Source organism: Psychrobacter sp. GTC18467 (assembly GCF_055397455.1).
Genome location: NZ_AP038920.1, coordinates 722,568 through 739,936 on the forward strand (window position 1 = coordinate 722,568; position 17,369 = coordinate 739,936).

The 17,369-nt window shown below is 45.5% G+C and carries 16 protein-coding genes; 9 read left to right on the forward strand and 7 right to left on the reverse strand.

Translation table 11 applies throughout. The annotated features are described in order from the left end of the window. Positions 1 to 56: 56 nt before the first annotated feature. The 3 genes from ACZ5XY_RS03035 to ACZ5XY_RS03045 form a co-directional block, all read right to left on the reverse strand. Positions 57 to 458: an ExbD/TolR family protein gene (locus ACZ5XY_RS03035; RefSeq protein WP_464742849.1), complete on the reverse strand. Its 402-nt coding sequence runs from the start codon at positions 456 to 458 to the stop codon at positions 57 to 59. Positions 459 to 488: 30 nt separating this feature from the next. After that, on the reverse strand, positions 489 to 1,145 hold the full coding sequence (locus tag ACZ5XY_RS03040; protein WP_464742851.1) for a MotA/TolQ/ExbB proton channel family protein: 657 nt from the start codon (positions 1,143 to 1,145) through the stop codon (positions 489 to 491). 132 nt (positions 1,146 to 1,277) lie between these two features. Beyond that, positions 1,278 to 2,429 carry an energy transducer TonB gene (locus tag ACZ5XY_RS03045; protein ID WP_464742853.1) on the reverse strand — a complete coding sequence of 384 codons (1,152 nt, stop codon included), beginning with the start codon at positions 2,427 to 2,429 and terminating at the stop codon, positions 1,278 to 1,280. Between the two features lie 262 nt (positions 2,430 to 2,691). On the opposite strand from ACZ5XY_RS03045, the gene ACZ5XY_RS03050 reads away from it, so the two are divergent. The 4 genes from ACZ5XY_RS03050 to ACZ5XY_RS03065 all read left to right on the forward strand — a co-directional run bounded on the left by ACZ5XY_RS03050 (position 2,692) and on the right by ACZ5XY_RS03065 (position 6,788). Beyond that, positions 2,692 to 3,765 (forward strand): siderophore ABC transporter substrate-binding protein, encoded by a 1,074-nt coding sequence (locus ACZ5XY_RS03050; RefSeq protein ID WP_464742855.1) that lies wholly within the window; start codon positions 2,692 to 2,694, stop codon positions 3,763 to 3,765. Between the two features lie 40 nt (positions 3,766 to 3,805). Then, a complete protein-coding gene (locus ACZ5XY_RS03055; protein ID WP_464742857.1) occupies positions 3,806 to 4,897 on the forward strand; it encodes an ABC transporter permease in 1,092 nt (363 codons plus the stop codon). Between the two features lie 66 nt (positions 4,898 to 4,963). After that, positions 4,964 to 5,989, forward strand: coding sequence for an iron chelate uptake ABC transporter family permease subunit (locus tag ACZ5XY_RS03060; protein WP_464742859.1), 1,026 nt, complete (start codon positions 4,964 to 4,966; stop codon positions 5,987 to 5,989). A 37-nt stretch (positions 5,990 to 6,026) separates the two neighbouring features. After that, on the forward strand, positions 6,027 to 6,788 hold the full coding sequence (locus ACZ5XY_RS03065) for an iron ABC transporter ATP-binding protein (protein ID WP_464742861.1): 762 nt from the start codon (positions 6,027 to 6,029) through the stop codon (positions 6,786 to 6,788). Here ACZ5XY_RS03065 and ACZ5XY_RS03070 read toward each other — a convergent pair. From ACZ5XY_RS03070 to ACZ5XY_RS03080, 3 genes are all read right to left on the reverse strand, one after another. Then, positions 6,736 to 8,085: a PepSY-associated TM helix domain-containing protein gene (locus ACZ5XY_RS03070; RefSeq protein ID WP_464742863.1), complete on the reverse strand. Its 1,350-nt coding sequence runs from the start codon at positions 8,083 to 8,085 to the stop codon at positions 6,736 to 6,738. The genes ACZ5XY_RS03065 and ACZ5XY_RS03070 overlap by 53 nt on opposite strands. Before the next feature lie 269 nt (positions 8,086 to 8,354). After that, positions 8,355 to 10,391 (reverse strand): TonB-dependent receptor domain-containing protein, encoded by a 2,037-nt coding sequence (locus ACZ5XY_RS03075; RefSeq protein WP_464742865.1) that lies wholly within the window; start codon positions 10,389 to 10,391, stop codon positions 8,355 to 8,357. 370 nt (positions 10,392 to 10,761) lie between these two features. Continuing rightward, complete coding sequence (locus tag ACZ5XY_RS03080; RefSeq protein WP_464742867.1) at positions 10,762 to 11,415, reverse strand: TetR family transcriptional regulator C-terminal domain-containing protein; 654 nt, start codon at positions 11,413 to 11,415, stop codon at positions 10,762 to 10,764. Between the two features lie 248 nt (positions 11,416 to 11,663). Between ACZ5XY_RS03080 and uraD the strand changes: the two genes are divergently transcribed. The 5 genes from uraD (at position 11,664) to ACZ5XY_RS03105 (ending at position 16,522) form a co-directional block, all read left to right on the forward strand. Beyond that, on the forward strand, positions 11,664 to 12,185 hold the full coding sequence (gene uraD / locus ACZ5XY_RS03085; RefSeq protein WP_464742869.1) for a 2-oxo-4-hydroxy-4-carboxy-5-ureidoimidazoline decarboxylase: 522 nt from the start codon (positions 11,664 to 11,666) through the stop codon (positions 12,183 to 12,185). 59 nt (positions 12,186 to 12,244) lie between these two features. Next, positions 12,245 to 12,613, forward strand: coding sequence for a hydroxyisourate hydrolase (gene uraH, locus ACZ5XY_RS03090; protein ID WP_464742871.1), 369 nt, complete (start codon positions 12,245 to 12,247; stop codon positions 12,611 to 12,613). A 342-nt stretch (positions 12,614 to 12,955) separates the two neighbouring features. After that, entirely contained in the window at positions 12,956 to 14,212 is a 1,257-nt protein-coding gene (locus tag ACZ5XY_RS03095) for a urate hydroxylase PuuD (protein ID WP_464742873.1), read from the forward strand. A 515-nt stretch (positions 14,213 to 14,727) separates the two neighbouring features. Further along, positions 14,728 to 15,711 carry an allantoinase PuuE gene (gene puuE / locus ACZ5XY_RS03100; RefSeq protein ID WP_464742875.1) on the forward strand — a complete coding sequence of 328 codons (984 nt, stop codon included), beginning with the start codon at positions 14,728 to 14,730 and terminating at the stop codon, positions 15,709 to 15,711. 277 nt (positions 15,712 to 15,988) lie between these two features. Beyond that, positions 15,989 to 16,522 (forward strand): ureidoglycolate lyase, encoded by a 534-nt coding sequence (locus tag ACZ5XY_RS03105; protein ID WP_464742877.1) that lies wholly within the window; start codon positions 15,989 to 15,991, stop codon positions 16,520 to 16,522. 61 nt (positions 16,523 to 16,583) lie between these two features. Here ACZ5XY_RS03105 and ACZ5XY_RS03110 read toward each other — a convergent pair whose 3' ends face one another. Further along, positions 16,584 to 17,327 carry an amino acid ABC transporter ATP-binding protein gene (locus ACZ5XY_RS03110; RefSeq protein WP_464742879.1) on the reverse strand — a complete coding sequence of 248 codons (744 nt, stop codon included), beginning with the start codon at positions 17,325 to 17,327 and terminating at the stop codon, positions 16,584 to 16,586. Positions 17,328 to 17,369 lie beyond the last annotated feature (42 nt).

Here is a 17,369-nt window from a genome sequence, read left to right on the forward strand (position 1 = left end):
CTGCTGGCGGCTCTCATTGGTATCGCTTGCGGGTTGCTATAATTGTGAATTTTTCTTTATTCATTCACAAAGGCAATTTTACTCAGTCCTGCTTGGCTTGCCGTGGCGAGAACTTGGGCAACGGTGTCGTATTTGCTGTCTTTATCGGCACGAAGCTGAATTGAGGGGTCAGTGCCTTTCGCACTTTCAGCAGCAAGGCGGCTTTCTAACTCTTCAACACTGATGGGGTCACTGTCCCAAAAGATTCCGGCGTCTTTATCCACGCTGATTTGAATGACCTCTGGTGGCTGCTCGTTCATTGAGGCGCTGGTTTTTGGCAGCGTTAGCGGTACGGTTGGGTTTAATACCGTTGCCGTCAGCAAAAAGATAATCATCAGAACAAGCATAATATCGATGAGCGGGATGAGGTTCATCTCGTTCATGCCATGAGCGTCGTCGTCACCTAGTTGAAAAGCCATAATCGTCTCTTTTGCGGATAATGTTAAAAGTTATGAGGACTGCGATACCGAATTTTGGTAATTGGTCGCTGCCGCCATGTTAGCCGCTTTAGCAGGTTGTTGTAGCGCTGTTCTTTGGGTGGTAGGCTTTGGGCTGACCTGAACCGTTCCGGCAAGCAATTCATGAGCACGGTCATTGGCAAAAAACATCACTTTGCGATTAATGCGAACGCAAAGGTTATAAAACACCACGGCAGGAATAGCTACGGCAATACCAAATCCAGTCATAATGAGCGCCTCACCTACAGGACCTGCCACTTGACCTAGTCCTGCTTGACCGCTCATGCCGATGTTGTGAAGGGCGTGAAAAATACCCCAAACTGTGCCAAAAAGCCCAATAAATGGCGCAATTGCGGCAGTCGTTCCAAGGATTGGCAAGCCGCGCTCGCTGTTGTAGCGATAGCGACCGATTTGCTGAAGCAGTGCCTGCTCTGTGGCAACGCGGCGCGCGGTTAAATCGCTTTGGTCAAGGTTCGCTTGATTTTGAATAGCTTGACTTAAATCATCAGCCACCACCGTTGATAGCTTATGGCTTTGATAAACGCGGATAATTCCGGTCACCCACGACAAGATGGAGAGCAACAGCAAAATGAAAAATAAGCTTTTGGTCACCAAGTCGCTATATTGCCAGTAACTTGCAAAGTCCATGTCAGACTCCTGTTGTTTGCCGCAAACGGCATCAATTCGGTACTAATTTGCGGCGTTATTACGGTATCAATTGGCAGTTTTTTGCCAAATATCTTAGTTGCTTGTTAATCACTGTCTTTATCAAATAAAAACTTAGGGCACTTGATAGCTGATGGGTAGGGTCACGTTACCTACAACCGGAACACCATCTTTTTTAAATGGATTAAAGCGTCCTGATTTAACTTGGCGCTGAGCCTCACGGTCTAAAATGGCATTTCCAGAAGACCTTGCCAATTGAACGCTTTCAATGCGACCTTGTTTATTCACCCGAAGCAGCAACACCACTTCAAAGGTATCACCCGATTGCGCGCCACGAGCAGCGCGGTCTGGGAAGCTAAATCGTGGCATCGATGCCCAGTTGGCATTACTCGCCGTAAAGTTAACTGGGGTGTTGCTTGCTTCTTCAGCCGCTTTTTTGGCTTGGGCTTCGGCGTCAGCACGGGCTTTGGCTTCTGCATCGGCGCGAGCCTTGGCATCGGCTTCAGCTTTTGCTCGGGCATCAGCTTCGGCGCGCGCTTTGGCGTCAGCCTCAGCTTGGGCTTTGTCAGCAGCAGCCTTTTCAGCCACCCGTTTTGCTTCTTCTTGCTGCTTGCGCTGAGCTTCACGTTGCAGCTCCTCTTGGCGCAATTGTTCTTGCTGCAAGGCTTCTTTTCTTAAAGCTTCTTCTTGTTGCTGTCTTTCTTGCTGCGCAGCTTCCGCCGCTTGTCTTGCCAGTTCTTGAGTACGCTTGCGCTGCTCTTCTTCAAGTCGCTGCTGCTTAATAAACCAGTCTTGCTCATGAATTTTTGGCTCGTCAACGGCTTCTATTTTCTCTTTAATCACCGGTTCAGGTTCAGGAAGCGGTTCAGGGGTTGGCTCAGGAAGCGGCGTTGGCTTTTCTTCAATGATAGGTTCAGGTTTTGGCTCAGGAATTGGCTCTGAGACAACCTCTTCAACGACCTCTTCGACCACAGGGTCAGCTTTTGGCGGTGGTGCGACTTTAGCCACTTCTGGTTTGGGTTCAGGTTTTTTAGGTTCAGGCTTAACAGGTTTGGTTAATTTTTGCTCTTTTTTTACCACCGGCTTTTCTTGCGGCGGTGGCAACTCAATCAGCTGAATCTCAATCGGTGGGGTCTCTGCCAGTTTTTCGATCGGCTTTGGCGTTTTTACCGTCGCCAGCGCTACAGCGGTCAGGGCATGTAAGCCAATCACGCCTGCTGCTGCAATGAGCTTTACTTTTCGAGAGGGCGCGCCAAATTGTTTCAAATCAACATTACCTTTACTGAAGTCTAAAATAAAGTAGCCCAATGATATTACAAACGATAATTATTATCAATAATTATTTTAACTGGAATTAAATTTCAGATAATACTATTAATAACAATCGTTATCATTAGCATTGAAAAAACTATGCAATTACCGTATGATGACTTTTCATTTGTAGCAATGGCGATAATTTTTCTTAGCCGTCACCACAGCTAGAAATTCGATTGCTATTGTTCAAAGTTACTGATTAAACGAGTTTTTTATGATGACTACCACGCCCCGATCCCTTCCCGCCTCTTTATTTAATAAATCTGTGATGTCTGTCATGCTCGCCTCAATATTGGCAGCAGCAGGAGTGTCAGGCTGTTCAAAGCCGGACTCCGCTTCAGGGGATAACTCGGCGCCATCGGAGTCACAAAAGAAAAATGAATCGGCAGATGCGGCATCAAACGTGGCAGATAATGATAACGTTTCTACCGCCAAAATTGATGTGGATACAGTCAAAGGTGTGGTCAGCTTACCCATCAATCCGGCACCGGTTGTGGTTTATGACATGACCTTGCTGCAAGACTTAGCGGCGCTTGATGTGGCGGTTGATGGCAAGCCTGCAAATTTAAAATTAGACAATTTAGTGTCGAAAAATCAGCCCGATCCTAAAGAGGTTGGAACGTTATTTGAGCCAGATTTAGAGGCGCTTAATGCCATGCAGCCCCAAGCCATTTTGATTGGCTCACGAATGGCAGAAAAATATGATGAGCTGGCTGCCATTGCGCCCACGCTTGATATGAGCATTGATACTACCAATATCTATGAATCCAGTAAAAAGCGCCTTCATGATTTAGGCGCGCTATTTGGTAAAAGTGATGAGGCGTTAAAGCTTCAGCAAAATATTGATACGGCGATCAGTGAAACCAAAGCCGTTACCAAAGATAAAGGTCGCGGTCTTGTGGTGATGGTCAATGGCAACAAATTGTCCGCTTATGGTCCTGACTCACGCTTTGGCTTTATCCATACCGTTCTTGATATTCCTGCCGCTGACAGCAGTATTCATTCAGGACCGCATGGTCAGCCGATTTCTTTTGAATATATCCAAAAAACCAATCCTGATTGGCTGTTTGTTCTCGACCGCAGCGCCGCAATTGGTGAAGATGGCGCGGGGGCAAAAGCAGTTCTTGACAATCCCTTGGTGGCGCAAACTCCGGCTTGGAAAAATCAGCAGGTGGTCTATTTAAGCCCAGATTCTTACCTTGCGTTTGGCGGTTATAACCAGTGGATGCAAGACTTGACCAACATCAAAAAAGCGTTTAGCAGCGCCAAATCGCCAAGCGCTTCGTAAGCGTTTGATTTAACTTAACACCGCTTTTGCCACTTTGCCTATGACTTCGTTTTATCGCAGCAGCACCAAAGATATTTTGCCTGATACAGATCCTAAAGCGTCACCGACTGTGGCGTCCTTAAGTCAGGTGAAGCTTGCTTATAAAACGCCAAGCAAGATTGCACCTTGGGTATTAAATAGCGCAAGCTTTTTTATCATGGCGGCGCTCATTTTAATCAGCCTCTCCCTTGGGGTGGCTGATTTTTCATGGTCGGGGATTTGGCAAAGTATCGCTCATCAAAGCGCAAATTCTGATACGGCGCTTTTGCTGATTAGCCGACTACCAAGAACGCTTGCCATCATTTTAACGGGCGTTGCCATGGCGGTCTCAGGAATGATTATCCAAGTGGTGCTTAAAAACCGCTTTGTTGAGCCATCGATGGTTGGCGCCACTCAAAGCGCCGCGCTTGGGCTGCTGATTGTCAGTTTATGGTTTCCGGCAAGTGCGCTGATTATTAAAATGGGGGTCGCAACCGTCACCGCAGTGATTGGGATGATGCTGTTTATGGTCATTATCCACCGCATTCCGCCAACCGATTTTTTGATGATTCCGCTCATTGGTATTGTGTTTGGCGGCATTATCGATGCCATCACCACCTTTATTGCTTATCAAACAGAAACGCTGCAAATGCTGAGCGTTTGGCAATTTGGCGACTTTTCAGGGGTGCTTGCTGGTCGCTATGAGCTGCTTTGGTTCACCGGAATTCTTTGCGTGATTGCTTATATATTGGCGGATAAACTCACCATTGTCGGTCTGGGTGATAATATTGCGCTCAATCTTGGCATCAGCCGCCGGCAGGTCACTTGGCTTGGCGTGGGTATGGTGGCAATGATGAGCGCGGTGGTCGTGGTGACGGTGGGAATGATTCCGTTTATCGGTTTGGTGGTTCCGAACATCGTCAGCCGTATGATGGGCGATAAACTCAAACGCAGCTTGCCGGCAGTGGCGCTTTTGGGAGCATCGGCGGTGCTGCTTTGTGACATCATCGGTCGCGCCATTCGTTATCCGTTTGAGATTCCGGTGGCAACGGTGTTTGGCGTCGTCGGAACGGTGGTGTTTTTATGGCTGCTGCTGCGAGCGCCAAATCGCTAATAAATCGCTAAACTGCCGCTAAATCGCTCGCGGTGCCAATTTTTTTATCAGTAATAAGATTTGCTTATGAAGTCGCCTCAACCTGAAGCCGCGGCGCTTAACCCGTTAAATAACGACCATCATTGGTCAGCAAGGCTGCTTAAACTAGCTGCGCATCCGATTGCGATTTTAGCGCTGATGCTGATCATTTCTGCGGTATTGTTTTTAACCCTTAACGTTCACGGTTACTGGGACTTTGCCCTGCCCCTTCGCGGTAAAAAACTGTTGTCGCTTATCGTGGTGGGTTACGCGATTGGCGTTTCAACCTTGCTGTTTCAGACCCTCACCCAAAACCCAATTTTAACGCCGTCGCTGTTAGGCTTTGACTCGCTTTATGTGCTGCTGCAAAGCCTCATGGTGTTTTTTTTGGGGGCAATCAGCTTCGCCAATGTTCCTCCTGTTGGCAAGTTTTTATTTGAAGTGGTGCTGATGTTTGGCGCGTCGCTGCTATTGTTTTATTTATTATTCTCCAAAGCCAATCAAGACTTAACACGGCTGATTTTGGTTGGGGTGATTTTTGGCGTTTTGTTTCGCAGTCTGTCCGCGCTGATTGCTCGCTTGATTAACCCTGATGACTTTGTGGTGGTGCAAGCGGTCAGTTATGCGCAGTTTAATACGGTCAATGCTCAGCTGTTAGGAATCACGACGGCAGTTTGCGTTATCACAGCGATCATCATTTGGCGGCTGCGCTTTCAATGTGACGTGCTGATGCTTGGCAAACCACAAGCCATCAATTTAGGAATCAACTATCAACGCTTAGCCTTTGGGCTGCTTGCCATCATTGCCATTTTAGTGGCAACGGCAACGGCGCTTGTCGGTCCTGTCACTTTTTTTGGGCTGCTGGTTTGTGCGCTTACCAATCGCCTAGCGCGGCAAATGTATCACGGCGAGCGGCTGATTTTGGTGAGCCTAATTGCCATGGTTTGCTTGGTTTTAGGTCAAGCAGTCTTTGAGCAGTTGCTTGGCATGGCAGGGGTCTTATCCGTGGTGATTGAGCTTGCCGGCGGTTTGGTCTTTTTGGCGCTGATTTTTATGATGCAGCGCCGCCGTTAATCGCCCTCCATTTATTTAATTTGTCAAAAGTACCGTTATGATTGAGCTTTCACAAATCTCGTACCAAATTGGTCAACATCAAATCCTGCATGACATCAATGTAAACTTGCCTGCATCACAAGTGATTGCCTTAATTGGTCCTAACGGCGCGGGCAAATCAACCTTGTTTTCCCTGATGTCACGACTTCAGCCGTTGCAATCTGGCAGCGTTCGCTTTGGCAATCATGACATCAGCAGTTGCGATGCCAAAACGCTTGCCAAAACCGTGGCGATGCTCAGCCAAGAAAACCACGTTCAAGGTCGTCTTCGCGTTCATGAGCTCTTGATGTTTGGGCGCTATCCGTATCATCAAGGCAAACCTTGCGCTACCGATTTTCAAAAAGTCGCTGAGATGATTGAGCGCTTTGAACTTGAGCCGCTCGCCCAGCGCTTTTTGTCGTCATTGTCAGGCGGTCAACGGCAGCGGGTGCTGATTGCAATGATTGTTTGCCAAGACACACCTTATATTTTGCTTGATGAGCCGCTCAACAACCTTGATATGTATCACACGGGCAAATTGATGCGCAGGCTTCGTGAATTGAGCCAAAATCAGCAAAAAACGGTGGTCATTGTGCTTCATGACATTAACCAAGCAGCCCAATTTGCCGACACTGTTGTGGCAATGAAAAATGGCGAAATTGTCACGGTCGGTGCGCCAAGCGAGGTCATCACCGGTGAGACCATCAAGGCGCTTTATGATGTTGACGTTACCGTTTTGCAGCACGCAGGGCGACCGGTGATTGTGGATACGGTGGCGTAATGGGCGCTTTTTTCTTCGCAAGTTTTCGCGACTTTCGACCTTTAAGCCATAAATAAACGCCCGTAACTGAAGCAATTGCCAAAGCCACACCGGTTATGGCTAAAAATATCTGATAAAGTAAATGCCCGACCCCATCACCAATATGACCCATATGCAGGGCGCTGAGCCATTGGTCTGTCTTTTGGGCAGCCGTACTTTCATCACCAAAATGGGTTCGAACCACCGCGCCGGATTTGGCATCGACTGAAATGCTTGAGGCGCCGCCTTTTTGACCGGCATCTTTATCGGTTTTAAAGCGCAGTTGCCAAACTTGCTCTTCACTGTCCCAGCGGATTCCTAATGGCTTTTGGAAAACGGCGCCGTAATTTTTTGAAGCGATTGTCGCTTGTTGGCTCAGATAATCGATGCTATTGGCTTTGGTGACGGCAAAATTTTTAGCGTCATTTGGCATCGCTTTTGATAGGGCTTGCTCGTCCTCACTTTGCTTTTGCGCAAGATTTTTTGCCTTATCCGCCTTTTTATCTTTATCCTTTCCTTTTGCCTCAAGTCCAATCGTCGCTTTCATTACGGGTTGATAAACTTGCTTGAGGTTAAATCCCACACTCGACCACGCAATCACAAAGAATATCAACCAAAGCCAAAGTCCAAACGCTTGATGCAGGTCATAATTGAGCTTAAAGGTATTGGTTTTGGTACGGATTCTCCAAGCCGGAAGCCAGCGCTTTAAAACGGAAGCGCGTTTTTTTGCAGAGTTTCGACTTTTTTTGGTCGGTCTGGGTAAGGTCAAATAAAAGCCAATAAAACAATTAAGCGTCCAAACCAGCACCACAATTCCCAAAACCAGCTTACCAATATCGCCAAGCAGCAGCTCGCGATGCAGCCAAAACACCTTCCACATCACATTTTGCCATTGCCAAGCGTCTTTATCGCGAGTTCCGATGATCTCGCCTGAATAAGGGTTGACATGAACCTCTTGAAATAAAGGCTTGGCTTGGCTTTTGTCACGGGATCTATCGACAAAAAATACCACGGACTTATCAGCTTCTATCGCAATCGGCAAGCTTGAAAAGCTATATTGGGGATAGTTTTGCACCACGTTATCGTGAAGCGAGGCGATAGGTAATAGCGTTGATTCTTCTACCCTAACACTTGTCAGACGATGATTAATGGCGTCATCGATTTCTTTATGGAAGGCAAGCAAGCTGCCAGTAAGTCCTGCCATAATCAAAAAGGCAGCCATAAAAAGCCCTGTATAGCGGTGAATCCAAAGGCAGTATTGGCGAAGGTTGATGCTCATCAGCTTTATTCTTTTAAAAAAGGTTGAAAAAGAGGTTTTTTGATCAAAGGTCAGTAGAACACGACTAACTTTTCCCCTTTGATGGTTGCAAATTTTAAATGATAATGATAACGATTAGCATTTAAAGGCTGCGCCATCATAATGATTTTTGAAGAAATTGACAATGTTTGCTACAAAATATTTTTATAACTCTGGGTTAATTCAAGGCAGGAGGTCATAAAAAAGCCAGCTTAACGCTTAAGCTGGCTTTTTTAATTGCTTTTAGAATTTTAGAATTGATAAGTCAAAGAAGCTTTAATATTGCGACCTAACTCAAAATCTGTAGCAACATCATCTGCTGGATTTAAGCGCGATGAGTGGCTGGCATAAGTTTCGTCAAAGAGGTTATAAACCCCAAGCGTGGCTTTTAAATTCTCCAACTGACGCGGTAAGTAGCTCATATAAACATCATGAACATCGTAGCTTGGTTTGGTAATTTGTTTGTTGTCGGTGATTGAGGCAACATAAGTACTGCGCCAACCTAAGCCGACTTCCTCAGTTGGATCATAGGTTAAATCCACCATATAACGATCACCTGAGTCCGCGCTGCTGCCGGTTACCGAAGGAATGGTATTGCCGGTTTTGTCGCCTTTGCTGCGAGCGCGGGTGTAGCTAAGTCCCATGCCAAAATTGTTCATTTTGTAATCCGCAGCAAGCTCTACGCCTTTGATTTTATAGTCTTCATTGCTGTTCACAGCGCCTTGACAAGTGCCGCCTAACGCCCCAGTCGCACAATCCAATCCGACTCGGCTACCACCGGCTCGAACGAACTCGATAAAGTTTTCAATGTTGGTTTCAAAGTATTTGCCGCTTAGTTGCAGCGCATCATTCGCCACGGTCAAATCGCGAAGGGTGCTGATAACACCAACTTCGGTATTTGAGCCTTCTTCAGCCTTCAGATCTTTGTTAACGAACATGTTATCGCCATTTGAGTTAAAAATGGCTTGGCTGAGATCAGGACCATTAAATAATTGCGTGTAGCTTGCAAATACTTGGGTTCTTGGGGCAATCTCGTAGCTTCCGGCAAGCGCGCCGACCACGTTGTTATAAGTTTTGCCATCAGCGATGAACTTTGGCGATTCATAGCGATCAAAGCGAACACCCGGAGTTAAGCTTAGCTTGCCATTGCGCCATTGGTCTTCTAAATAAATTGAGGTATTTCTTGCTTGGTCGTCGCCGCTTTTCACAAAATCACGGGACATTTCTGATTGTTTTTTATAATGCTCAATCCCGCTGATCAGGCGATGATTGCCAACGCTGCCCTCAATGCTGCTCACGTTTTGAATTTTGCCGCCGGTGGTTTTTACTTGGGCATCAAACTCATAACCTGGATTTTTCTCAAAATCGGAGTCACGTAAAATGCGGGTTTTGGTGTCATAAATATTGGCAGTGACATCAAACCATGGGTTGGTGGGGTTAAAGTTATAATCGACTGCAACCGTATCGCGGCGAACCTCTTGCGGGATGGGTGCTTCAGGACGGCTTGGAAAATCAGGACGGAATGGGAAAATTCCTGTTTTTTCGGTTCGGCTAAAGCTTGCGCCGATGCGATGATCGTTCGCAATTGAGGCGCCCGCTTTTAATAAGATATTTTCGCCTTTACTGTCTTCGAACAACTCACGACCATCGCCATCTTCGCCTGAGTTGCTATCACGGCGACCATAGTAAGCAAGCAAGTCGGTATTTTCAGTAGGCGCGGCAAAGACGGTGGCGGCGGTTAACCACTCATCATTGTTGCTCGCGTAACCGGCGTGAAGCTTTGCCCCAACCTTTTGATTCGGCTTTAACAAATCAGCCGCATCGACGGTTTTAAACGCAACCGCACCGCCAATGGCGTCATTACCAAGGGTGACTGAGTTATTTCCCACTGACACTTCAGCTTCTTTGAGTAAGTCAGGATCAATCGTGATGTCACCCATATGATAAAACAGCTTGCCTTCTTGACGAGCGCCATCAATGGTAACTTTTAAATTGGTATCATCAAGACCACGGATACGAATACGTTGGTTCACGGTTGAGGTACCGCCAACTGTCACCCCAGGAACGGTGTCTAGAAAATCACTTAAATGACTTGCTTGCTGGGCAGGAACATAGTCATCAACATAAATGCTATCTTCTTGGGCATCTTTACGAACTGACTTATTGGCGGTGACCACCACTTTTTGTAGTGAGGTTTGCATCAACTCATCAGCAGCTGCCACTTGCGACCAAAGCACCGCTGCCACGCCCATCGATAATACGGTTAACTGACCTGAAATCTTACTCATAGTGTCTCAATCCTGACTTTTTCTAGCAGTTAGCGTTGGTAAAACTCTTAAGGTTTCAACGCCCTTACTTTAAACAAAGTTGCAATTGCAAGTATAAACAATAATAGTTTACGTTTTAGATTCGGCGCTATCATAACCATCTGATAAGTTTTTAGCAATATTGAAACAAAATATTTATTTAAAAAAATAAGAATTTATGATAACGATTATCTTTATCATTGCATTTATAGTTGGCTTATTATTTTTAAGCCTTCATAAAATAAGCCCCCAGCTTTGCAAATTAGCAAAGTTGGGGGCTGACTTTGGCGTTTATCAATTTAGCTATACTTTAAGCAAAAATGCGCCATAATCTTGAAAAGATCAAATCGAGTCATTCAAGACCACAACCTTTTAAAATAAAAGGCACTAAGAAGTCAGCAGCTCGCGCTTCATCTTCAGCATCATAAGCGTGTTTGCCAAGCAGCCCCACCACTTCGGTCTCAAACTCAGCATAGCGCTGAGTGGTTGCCCAAATCAAAATAAGCAGCTGTAGCGGGTCGTCGATACCGATTTTGCCTTGTTGATACCAAGATTTCATCACCTGAGTTTTATCAAGCGCCCAATCTTTCATGGTTGACGACATAAAATCATGAAGATGCGGCGCGCCGCCGATGACCTCAACGGCAAAAAGCTTATGTCGGTTAGGGTGGGCAAAGGCTTGCTTTAATTTAGTTCGCACAAATTTTTCGATGACTTTTTTAGGATCGCTATCTTCCGTCATCGTGACTAAGCCGTCATTCCACTCCTCAATAATGGAGCGCAGAACCGCTTTATAGAGATTTTTTTTATTTTTAAAGTAATAGTGAATATTGGCTTTTGGCAGTCCGGCTCGATCGGCAATACCCTGCATGGTTGCCCCGCGATAGCTTTGCAGCACAAATTCCTCTTCAGCGGCGCTTAAAATTAATGCTTGATTTTGAGCGCGGATGTCTTGCTGGCTACGCGGTGCGGCTTGAGAAACGCTTTTGAGATTTTTTTGAATCATAACAATCTGTTATAGTTGATGAGAAATGACAGCCATATTTTAAAAAAGCCTGAAATATTGAAACAATTTTAGAATAAAGCGAGACAAATAAAAATATTTTTTATAAAATAGTTGACCAAATGGTCAGGTTTTAGCAGAATAGCCAATATAAACCAATTTAATTGGGATTCATATCATTTTATCAACAAAAGGTTGAAAGATGATTTTAGCTTGATTTTAAGCATTTATTGACAGAAAAGGATGTCGCTATGAGCTTTACTCTGGAGCAATTTAACTCTTTGTCTGATTCTGAGGCTACCGCCAAGCTATTGACCTGCTGCACGAGCGAAGCTTGGGCAAAGTCACTGGCGGCAAAAAAGCCTTTTGCAGATGTTGATGCGATGCTCAGCGCCAGTGACGCGTCTTGGAATGAGGCGGCTAAATCTGAAGCCAACCTTATGGAAGCCTTTGAAGGTCACCCACAGATTGGCAATGTGGATTCTTTAAAAGAAAAATACCGCAACACCCAAGCTAGCGCCGCCCATGAACAATCAGGGGCAAGCGAAGCGGATGACAGCGTTTTAGAGGCACTTGCCAAAGGTAACCAAGACTATTTAGATAAGTTCGGCTTTATTTTCATTGTCTTTGCTACGGGTAAAAGTGCTCAGCAAATGCTTGATTTATTGCTTGCCCGTTTACCAAACAGCCGTGAAACTGAGCTTGCCAATGCCGCTGCTGAGCAAAATAAAATTACCAGTCTGCGCATCAAAAAGATGTTTGACCTTGCGTAATTAACGATCATTGACGCTGTTATTTTTATTTCATTCATGACTAACCACAAGGAAGCATTATGTCAGCCACCCTATCTTCTCATATCTTAGATACTCATCTTGGAAAGCCTGCCGCAAATATCGCCGTGACTTTGCGCCGTGTTAATGACAATGGCGAGAGCACGCTGCTTGCTCGTGGCACTACCAATGATGATGGTCGTGTGACCCCAACTGATTGGGCTTTTGACTCATCAGTAGATAGCAGTGAGCAAAACATCGCCACTGGTCGCTACACGCTAACTTTTGACACCAAGTCTTATTTTGATTCACAAGACTTAAAGGTTTTTTATCCAGAAGTGATTATTGATTTTGTGGTGAGCGATGATACTCACTATCATGTGCCTTTATTATTAAGCGCTCATGGTTACGGTACTTACCGCGGCTCATAATTGCTTTTTCGTTCAGCTTTAGGCTTTTAAGAGAGGCGATTATGAGATTCATAACCTCTCTTAAAAGTTAACCTGTTATACCCTATGAACATTTTAACTCGCTAGTTCTGGTAATTTAATCTTTGTCTTAATTCATTGTTTAACTTCAATAAATTGCTTATTAAATTCTTGTCAGTGTTCGATCCCTTATACGGATCATAAGCGATCAAAAGACAGGGTCACAATAAGCCGGCAACAAAACCGCTTGTCACATTTTGCCACGATAAAATTTTTATTGCGGTAGGATGTGTCGCCGCCGTTATCACTTACCACAACCTAGCAACACAAAAGGACAATTGCTGCATGGGCGCATATTTTCTCGATTGGCTAAACCTATTTTTTCGCTGGTTTCACGTCATCTCTGGTGTCGCTTGGATTGGCGCATCTTTTTACTTCGTTTGGCTAGACATGAGCCTTCAAAAGCCACCCCAATGGAAGGCGGATAAAGGCATTTCAGGTGATCTTTGGGCAGTTCACGGTGGTGGTTTCTATGAAATTGCCAAATATAAGCTTGAACCAGAAGAAATGCCAAAAACATTGCATTGGTTTAAGTGGGAAGCTTATACCACGTGGTTGACTGGTATGTGTATGTTGACGATCGTCTACTATGCCAACGCCACTGCTTATCTTATCGACCCCAATAAGGTTGATTTTGGCAGCAACCTTGGCGCAATCGCGACCAGCTTATTGTTCCTAGGTGGTAGCTATGCCATTTATGAAATTATCGTTCGTAGCCGTATTGGTAAAAATGCCATGGCGTTTAGTGCGACAATTTTCATCTTAATGATTATCGCCACTTGGGGCGCTTACCAGCTGTTCAGTGACCGTGCGTCATTCATCCACGTTGGGGCGATTCTTGGTACCATCATGGCAGGTAACGTATTCTTCGGAATTATGCCAGCTCAGCGCGCGCTTGTTGATTGCGTTCGCCGCGGTGTAAAACCTGATGAAAAGGTTGCTAGCTTAGCATTGATGGCGCGTAACCGTTCATTGATGAACAACTATTTCACCTTGCCATTGATCTTCACCATGATCAGCAACCACTATCCAATGATGTACTCACCAAACAGCAGCTGGTTGAGTGGTTGGATGGTATTGGTATTCGTTGGTATCATTACCGCTATCACGCGTCACTTCTTTAACCAAAAACACTTAGGAAAATTCAAGCCTCAGTTCTTGATTGTTCCTGCAATTTTAACTTTAGTATTAGTTTTCTTAATGCGTCCCGCTCCTATTGAACCTGCGCCTGCAGCTCCTGTTCAAGCAACAGCTACTGGTGATGCCGCTACTGCTGAGGCAACTCCTGCGGCGGCTTCTGGCGACGATGCCACCATGGCAATCGTTCATGAGCGTTGCACCGTTTGTCACGCGGCGCAACCAACCCAACCAGGATTTGCGGCGCCACCTGCCGGAATCATCTTGCAAACTCCTGCCGACATGGCATCACATAAAGCGAAAATTGTAACTGCCGTTCAAAGCAGCTATATGCCACTTGGTAACATTACCAAAATGACCGATGAAGAACGTCAGCAAGTGGTTGCTTACGCTTCAGGGTTGTAATACCGCTTTATGTCTTTAAAATCGTTTTGATGGAATAGCTGGCTTGTTGCCAGCTATTTATTTCATATAAAACGCTTCACTTTAAGCCATCTTTGATAAGCGCTGGCGTTAAACACCATTTAAAATTAATTTTATCAGTAAATTTCAAATTTAATGCAGAATTGACTTGACCAAATTGTAAGTTCGTCATACAGTAAATGGGGTTTAAATTACAGATTTAATCATTGTAATTACTAAATCATTATTTACAGCGCGATTCTCGGGCATCCCCATATCTAATAATCCGCAGTTAATGATAATTTCAAAGTTAGTCTTCAGCAAACTGTCAAGAGTTCAATTATCTTAACCCGACTGTTTTGCTTGAACGGTCAGTCATCGATTAAATAAGACCCCTGTTTAAGCGTTTAATTCAAAACGCTTAGTTACGCAAATAGGCTCGCCAACAATAATATTCCTATGCCATGGACTGTTTTGGCAGGGTCATTGAGCCTACAACCAACCAGCAAGGATTTTTTATGACCACTCCAAAAATCACCAGTGATTTTGATCAAGACGCTTATCCGCGCGACCTTAAAGGCTATGCAGGTAACCCTCCAAAAGCAAACTGGCCAGGCGGCGCTCGCATTGCCGTTCAGTTTGTACTTAATATTGAAGAAGGCGCAGAAAACAGCGTGTTGCACGGCGATGGTCAATCTGAGCGCTTTTTGTCTGACGTGTTAGGAACGCCTGAATTTACCAACCGTCACCAGTCGATCGAATCGGCATTTGAATACGGTAGCCGCGTTGGGGTTTGGCGTATTTTAGACCTCTTTAAAGAGTATGGGTTGCCTATTACCACCTTTACTTGTGCTGCTGCTGCCGAAAAAACGCCGCACATCATTGAGCGCGTTTTAGAAGACGGTCATGAAATCGCAAGCCATGGCTTACGCTGGATCACGTATCAATATATGTACCGTGAGGTAGAACGTGAGCATGTACGCCGCGCCACTGAAATCTTTGAACGTATGCTTGGCAAACAACCTTTAGGTTGGTACACGGGTCGTGACAGCCCCAACACCCGCGAGCTTGTGGTTGAGCAAGGCGGTTATGTTTACGATTCAGATTCTTACGCGGATGAGCTTCCCTACTGGCTTGATGTCAAAGTTGAAGATGGCAGCAGCATCGTCAGAAAACCTCATTTGGTCATTCCTTACACGCTTGAAACCAATGACATGCGTTTTTCATCAAGCCCTGGCTTCACCAACGCTGAGCCCTTCTATCAGTACTTAAAAGACAGCTTTGATACGCTTTATGAAGAAGGGGCTGACACGCCAAAAATGCTAACCATCGGTTTGCATTGCCGAATCATTGGTCGAGCTGGCCGTATTACGGCGCTTAAGAAATTCTTACAATACATCACCAGCAAGCCTGACGTTTGGGTTTGCCGCCGCGATGCCATCGCCAAACACTGGTATGAGAACCATCCTGCCACTCAAGAAAACACCACCAACTGGATGTAACTCAAGGTCGGTTATTTCTTTATTGATTTTCAAAATTTACGCTTGCTATGTGCCTTCGGGCACATGGTCATCGTCTGCAAAGCTTTTATCAAATCACGCAATCAGACAACAATCAATTTAACGGCAATTGCCGTTTCCTGCTAGTGGCTAATACTGGTCCTAGCTTTTAGACGTTAACAATCAAACGATTATTAACAAGGAATAATGATAAGCAGCTCATCAAGCCACTTCCTATCAGGGATAAAGTAGCCAACGAGACTGTAAGAAAGGTAACCATATGAAAGCTAAAATCATCGCCCAACCCTTAACCAAAGAAGCATTTGCACCTTACGGCTCAGTGATTGAGCCTTATAGCAAGGACGAAGCTTGCCCTGAAAACAGCTGGGACATTAACCGTGGTTATGCCTGCCGCCACCACGCCATCTCAAAAGTAGCCCTAGATGGTGGTGAAGTTGGCTTTAGTATTTTCCGCACCAAAAAGCGCGACTGCCCTGTTATGCTTTCGGTCATGGAATACCATCCGTTTGGAACTCAAGCATTTTTCTCAATGAACGGTCAAGACTACCTTGTGGTGGTTGCAAAAGCTGGTGCCGAGCTAAAATCAGTGGATGATTTAAAAGTATTTTACGCCAAGTCACATCAAGGCGTTCAGTATGATGCTAACGTTTGGCATCATCCGCTACTTGCCCTTAGCGCTGATTGCGACTTTTTAGTGGTTGACCGCATCAATGGCGACGGCAACAACTGCATCGAATTTCCTATCGATGATTGGGAAGTTTGCGTAGATTACGAAGGCGCCTCAAGAAACTAATTGATTCTTGAGTCATAAAAAAAGCCAGTTGATCGTCAGCTGGCTTTTTTTAGTTTAGCGGCTATTGCAAAATCCGCTGCAAAAACGCCTGCGTTCGCGGATGGCGGGACAACTCAAACAGCTGTTTGGCGCTGCCCTCCTCAACAATCACACCATCTTCAATGAGCACCACATGGTCAGCAACGTCGCGGGCAAAGTTAATTTCGTGAGTGACCACCACCATCGTCCAACCCTCTGAGGCAAGCTGCTTCATGGTCGCAAGAACGTCTTGAACCAATTCAGGGTCAAGCGCCGAGGTTGGCTCATCAAATAACAATAGCTCAGGCTCAATCGCTAAGGCGCGAGCGATACCAATACGCTGCTGCTGACCGCCGGACAACTGAAACGGGTACAAGTCGGCTTTGTCTTTTAGTCCAACTTTGTCTAAAAGTGCTAAGGCTTGCTCGCGGCTTTGGGCTTTGGATTTTTTTTGGGCGACTATGGGACCTAGCATTAAATTTTCCGCCGCCGTTTTGTGCGGAAACAAGTTATAGGACTGAAACACCATTCCTGATTTGCGCTGCAACGCGGTGAGCAGTTTTTTACTGGGATTGTTACCAAAATCGACGACCAAATCGTTCTTGTCAAAGCTAATCACGCCTTGGTCGGGGATTTCAAGGGCATTTAAGCAGCGCAAAAAGGTGGTTTTCCCTGACCCTGAGGGTCCAAGAATCACCACCACGCTGCCTTTTTGAATGGTCAAATCAATGCCTTTTAATACCCTATTTCCACCAAAGGCTTTTTGAATATTAGTCACTTGAATCATTAGCGCTCCTCAATGGCGGAATTCTTATCGCTTTAACGTTTG

What these genes read in the sequence shown, in the direction of transcription:
- ACZ5XY_RS03035 (WP_464742849.1), bottom strand. Translation starts at nt 458, where the DNA reads ATGGCTTTTCAACTAGGTGACGACGACGCTCATGGCATGAACGAGATG.
- ACZ5XY_RS03040 (WP_464742851.1), bottom strand. Translation starts at nt 1,145, where the DNA reads ATGGACTTTGCAAGTTACTGGCAATATAGCGACTTGGTGACCAAAAGC.
- ACZ5XY_RS03050 (WP_464742855.1), top strand. Translation starts at nt 2,692, where the DNA reads ATGATGACTACCACGCCCCGATCCCTTCCCGCCTCTTTATTTAATAAA.
- ACZ5XY_RS03055 (WP_464742857.1), top strand. Translation starts at nt 3,806, where the DNA reads ATGACTTCGTTTTATCGCAGCAGCACCAAAGATATTTTGCCTGATACA.
- ACZ5XY_RS03060 (WP_464742859.1), top strand. Translation starts at nt 4,964, where the DNA reads ATGAAGTCGCCTCAACCTGAAGCCGCGGCGCTTAACCCGTTAAATAAC.
- ACZ5XY_RS03065 (WP_464742861.1), top strand. Translation starts at nt 6,027, where the DNA reads ATGATTGAGCTTTCACAAATCTCGTACCAAATTGGTCAACATCAAATC.
- ACZ5XY_RS03070 (WP_464742863.1), bottom strand. Translation starts at nt 8,085, where the DNA reads ATGAGCATCAACCTTCGCCAATACTGCCTTTGGATTCACCGCTATACA.
- ACZ5XY_RS03075 (WP_464742865.1), bottom strand. Translation starts at nt 10,391, where the DNA reads ATGAGTAAGATTTCAGGTCAGTTAACCGTATTATCGATGGGCGTGGCA.
- ACZ5XY_RS03080 (WP_464742867.1), bottom strand. Translation starts at nt 11,415, where the DNA reads ATGATTCAAAAAAATCTCAAAAGCGTTTCTCAAGCCGCACCGCGTAGC.
- uraD (WP_464742869.1), top strand. Translation starts at nt 11,664, where the DNA reads ATGAGCTTTACTCTGGAGCAATTTAACTCTTTGTCTGATTCTGAGGCT.
- uraH (WP_464742871.1), top strand. Translation starts at nt 12,245, where the DNA reads ATGTCAGCCACCCTATCTTCTCATATCTTAGATACTCATCTTGGAAAG.
- ACZ5XY_RS03095 (WP_464742873.1), top strand. Translation starts at nt 12,956, where the DNA reads ATGGGCGCATATTTTCTCGATTGGCTAAACCTATTTTTTCGCTGGTTT.
- puuE (WP_464742875.1), top strand. Translation starts at nt 14,728, where the DNA reads ATGACCACTCCAAAAATCACCAGTGATTTTGATCAAGACGCTTATCCG.
- ACZ5XY_RS03105 (WP_464742877.1), top strand. Translation starts at nt 15,989, where the DNA reads ATGAAAGCTAAAATCATCGCCCAACCCTTAACCAAAGAAGCATTTGCA.
- ACZ5XY_RS03110 (WP_464742879.1), bottom strand. Translation starts at nt 17,327, where the DNA reads ATGATTCAAGTGACTAATATTCAAAAAGCCTTTGGTGGAAATAGGGTA.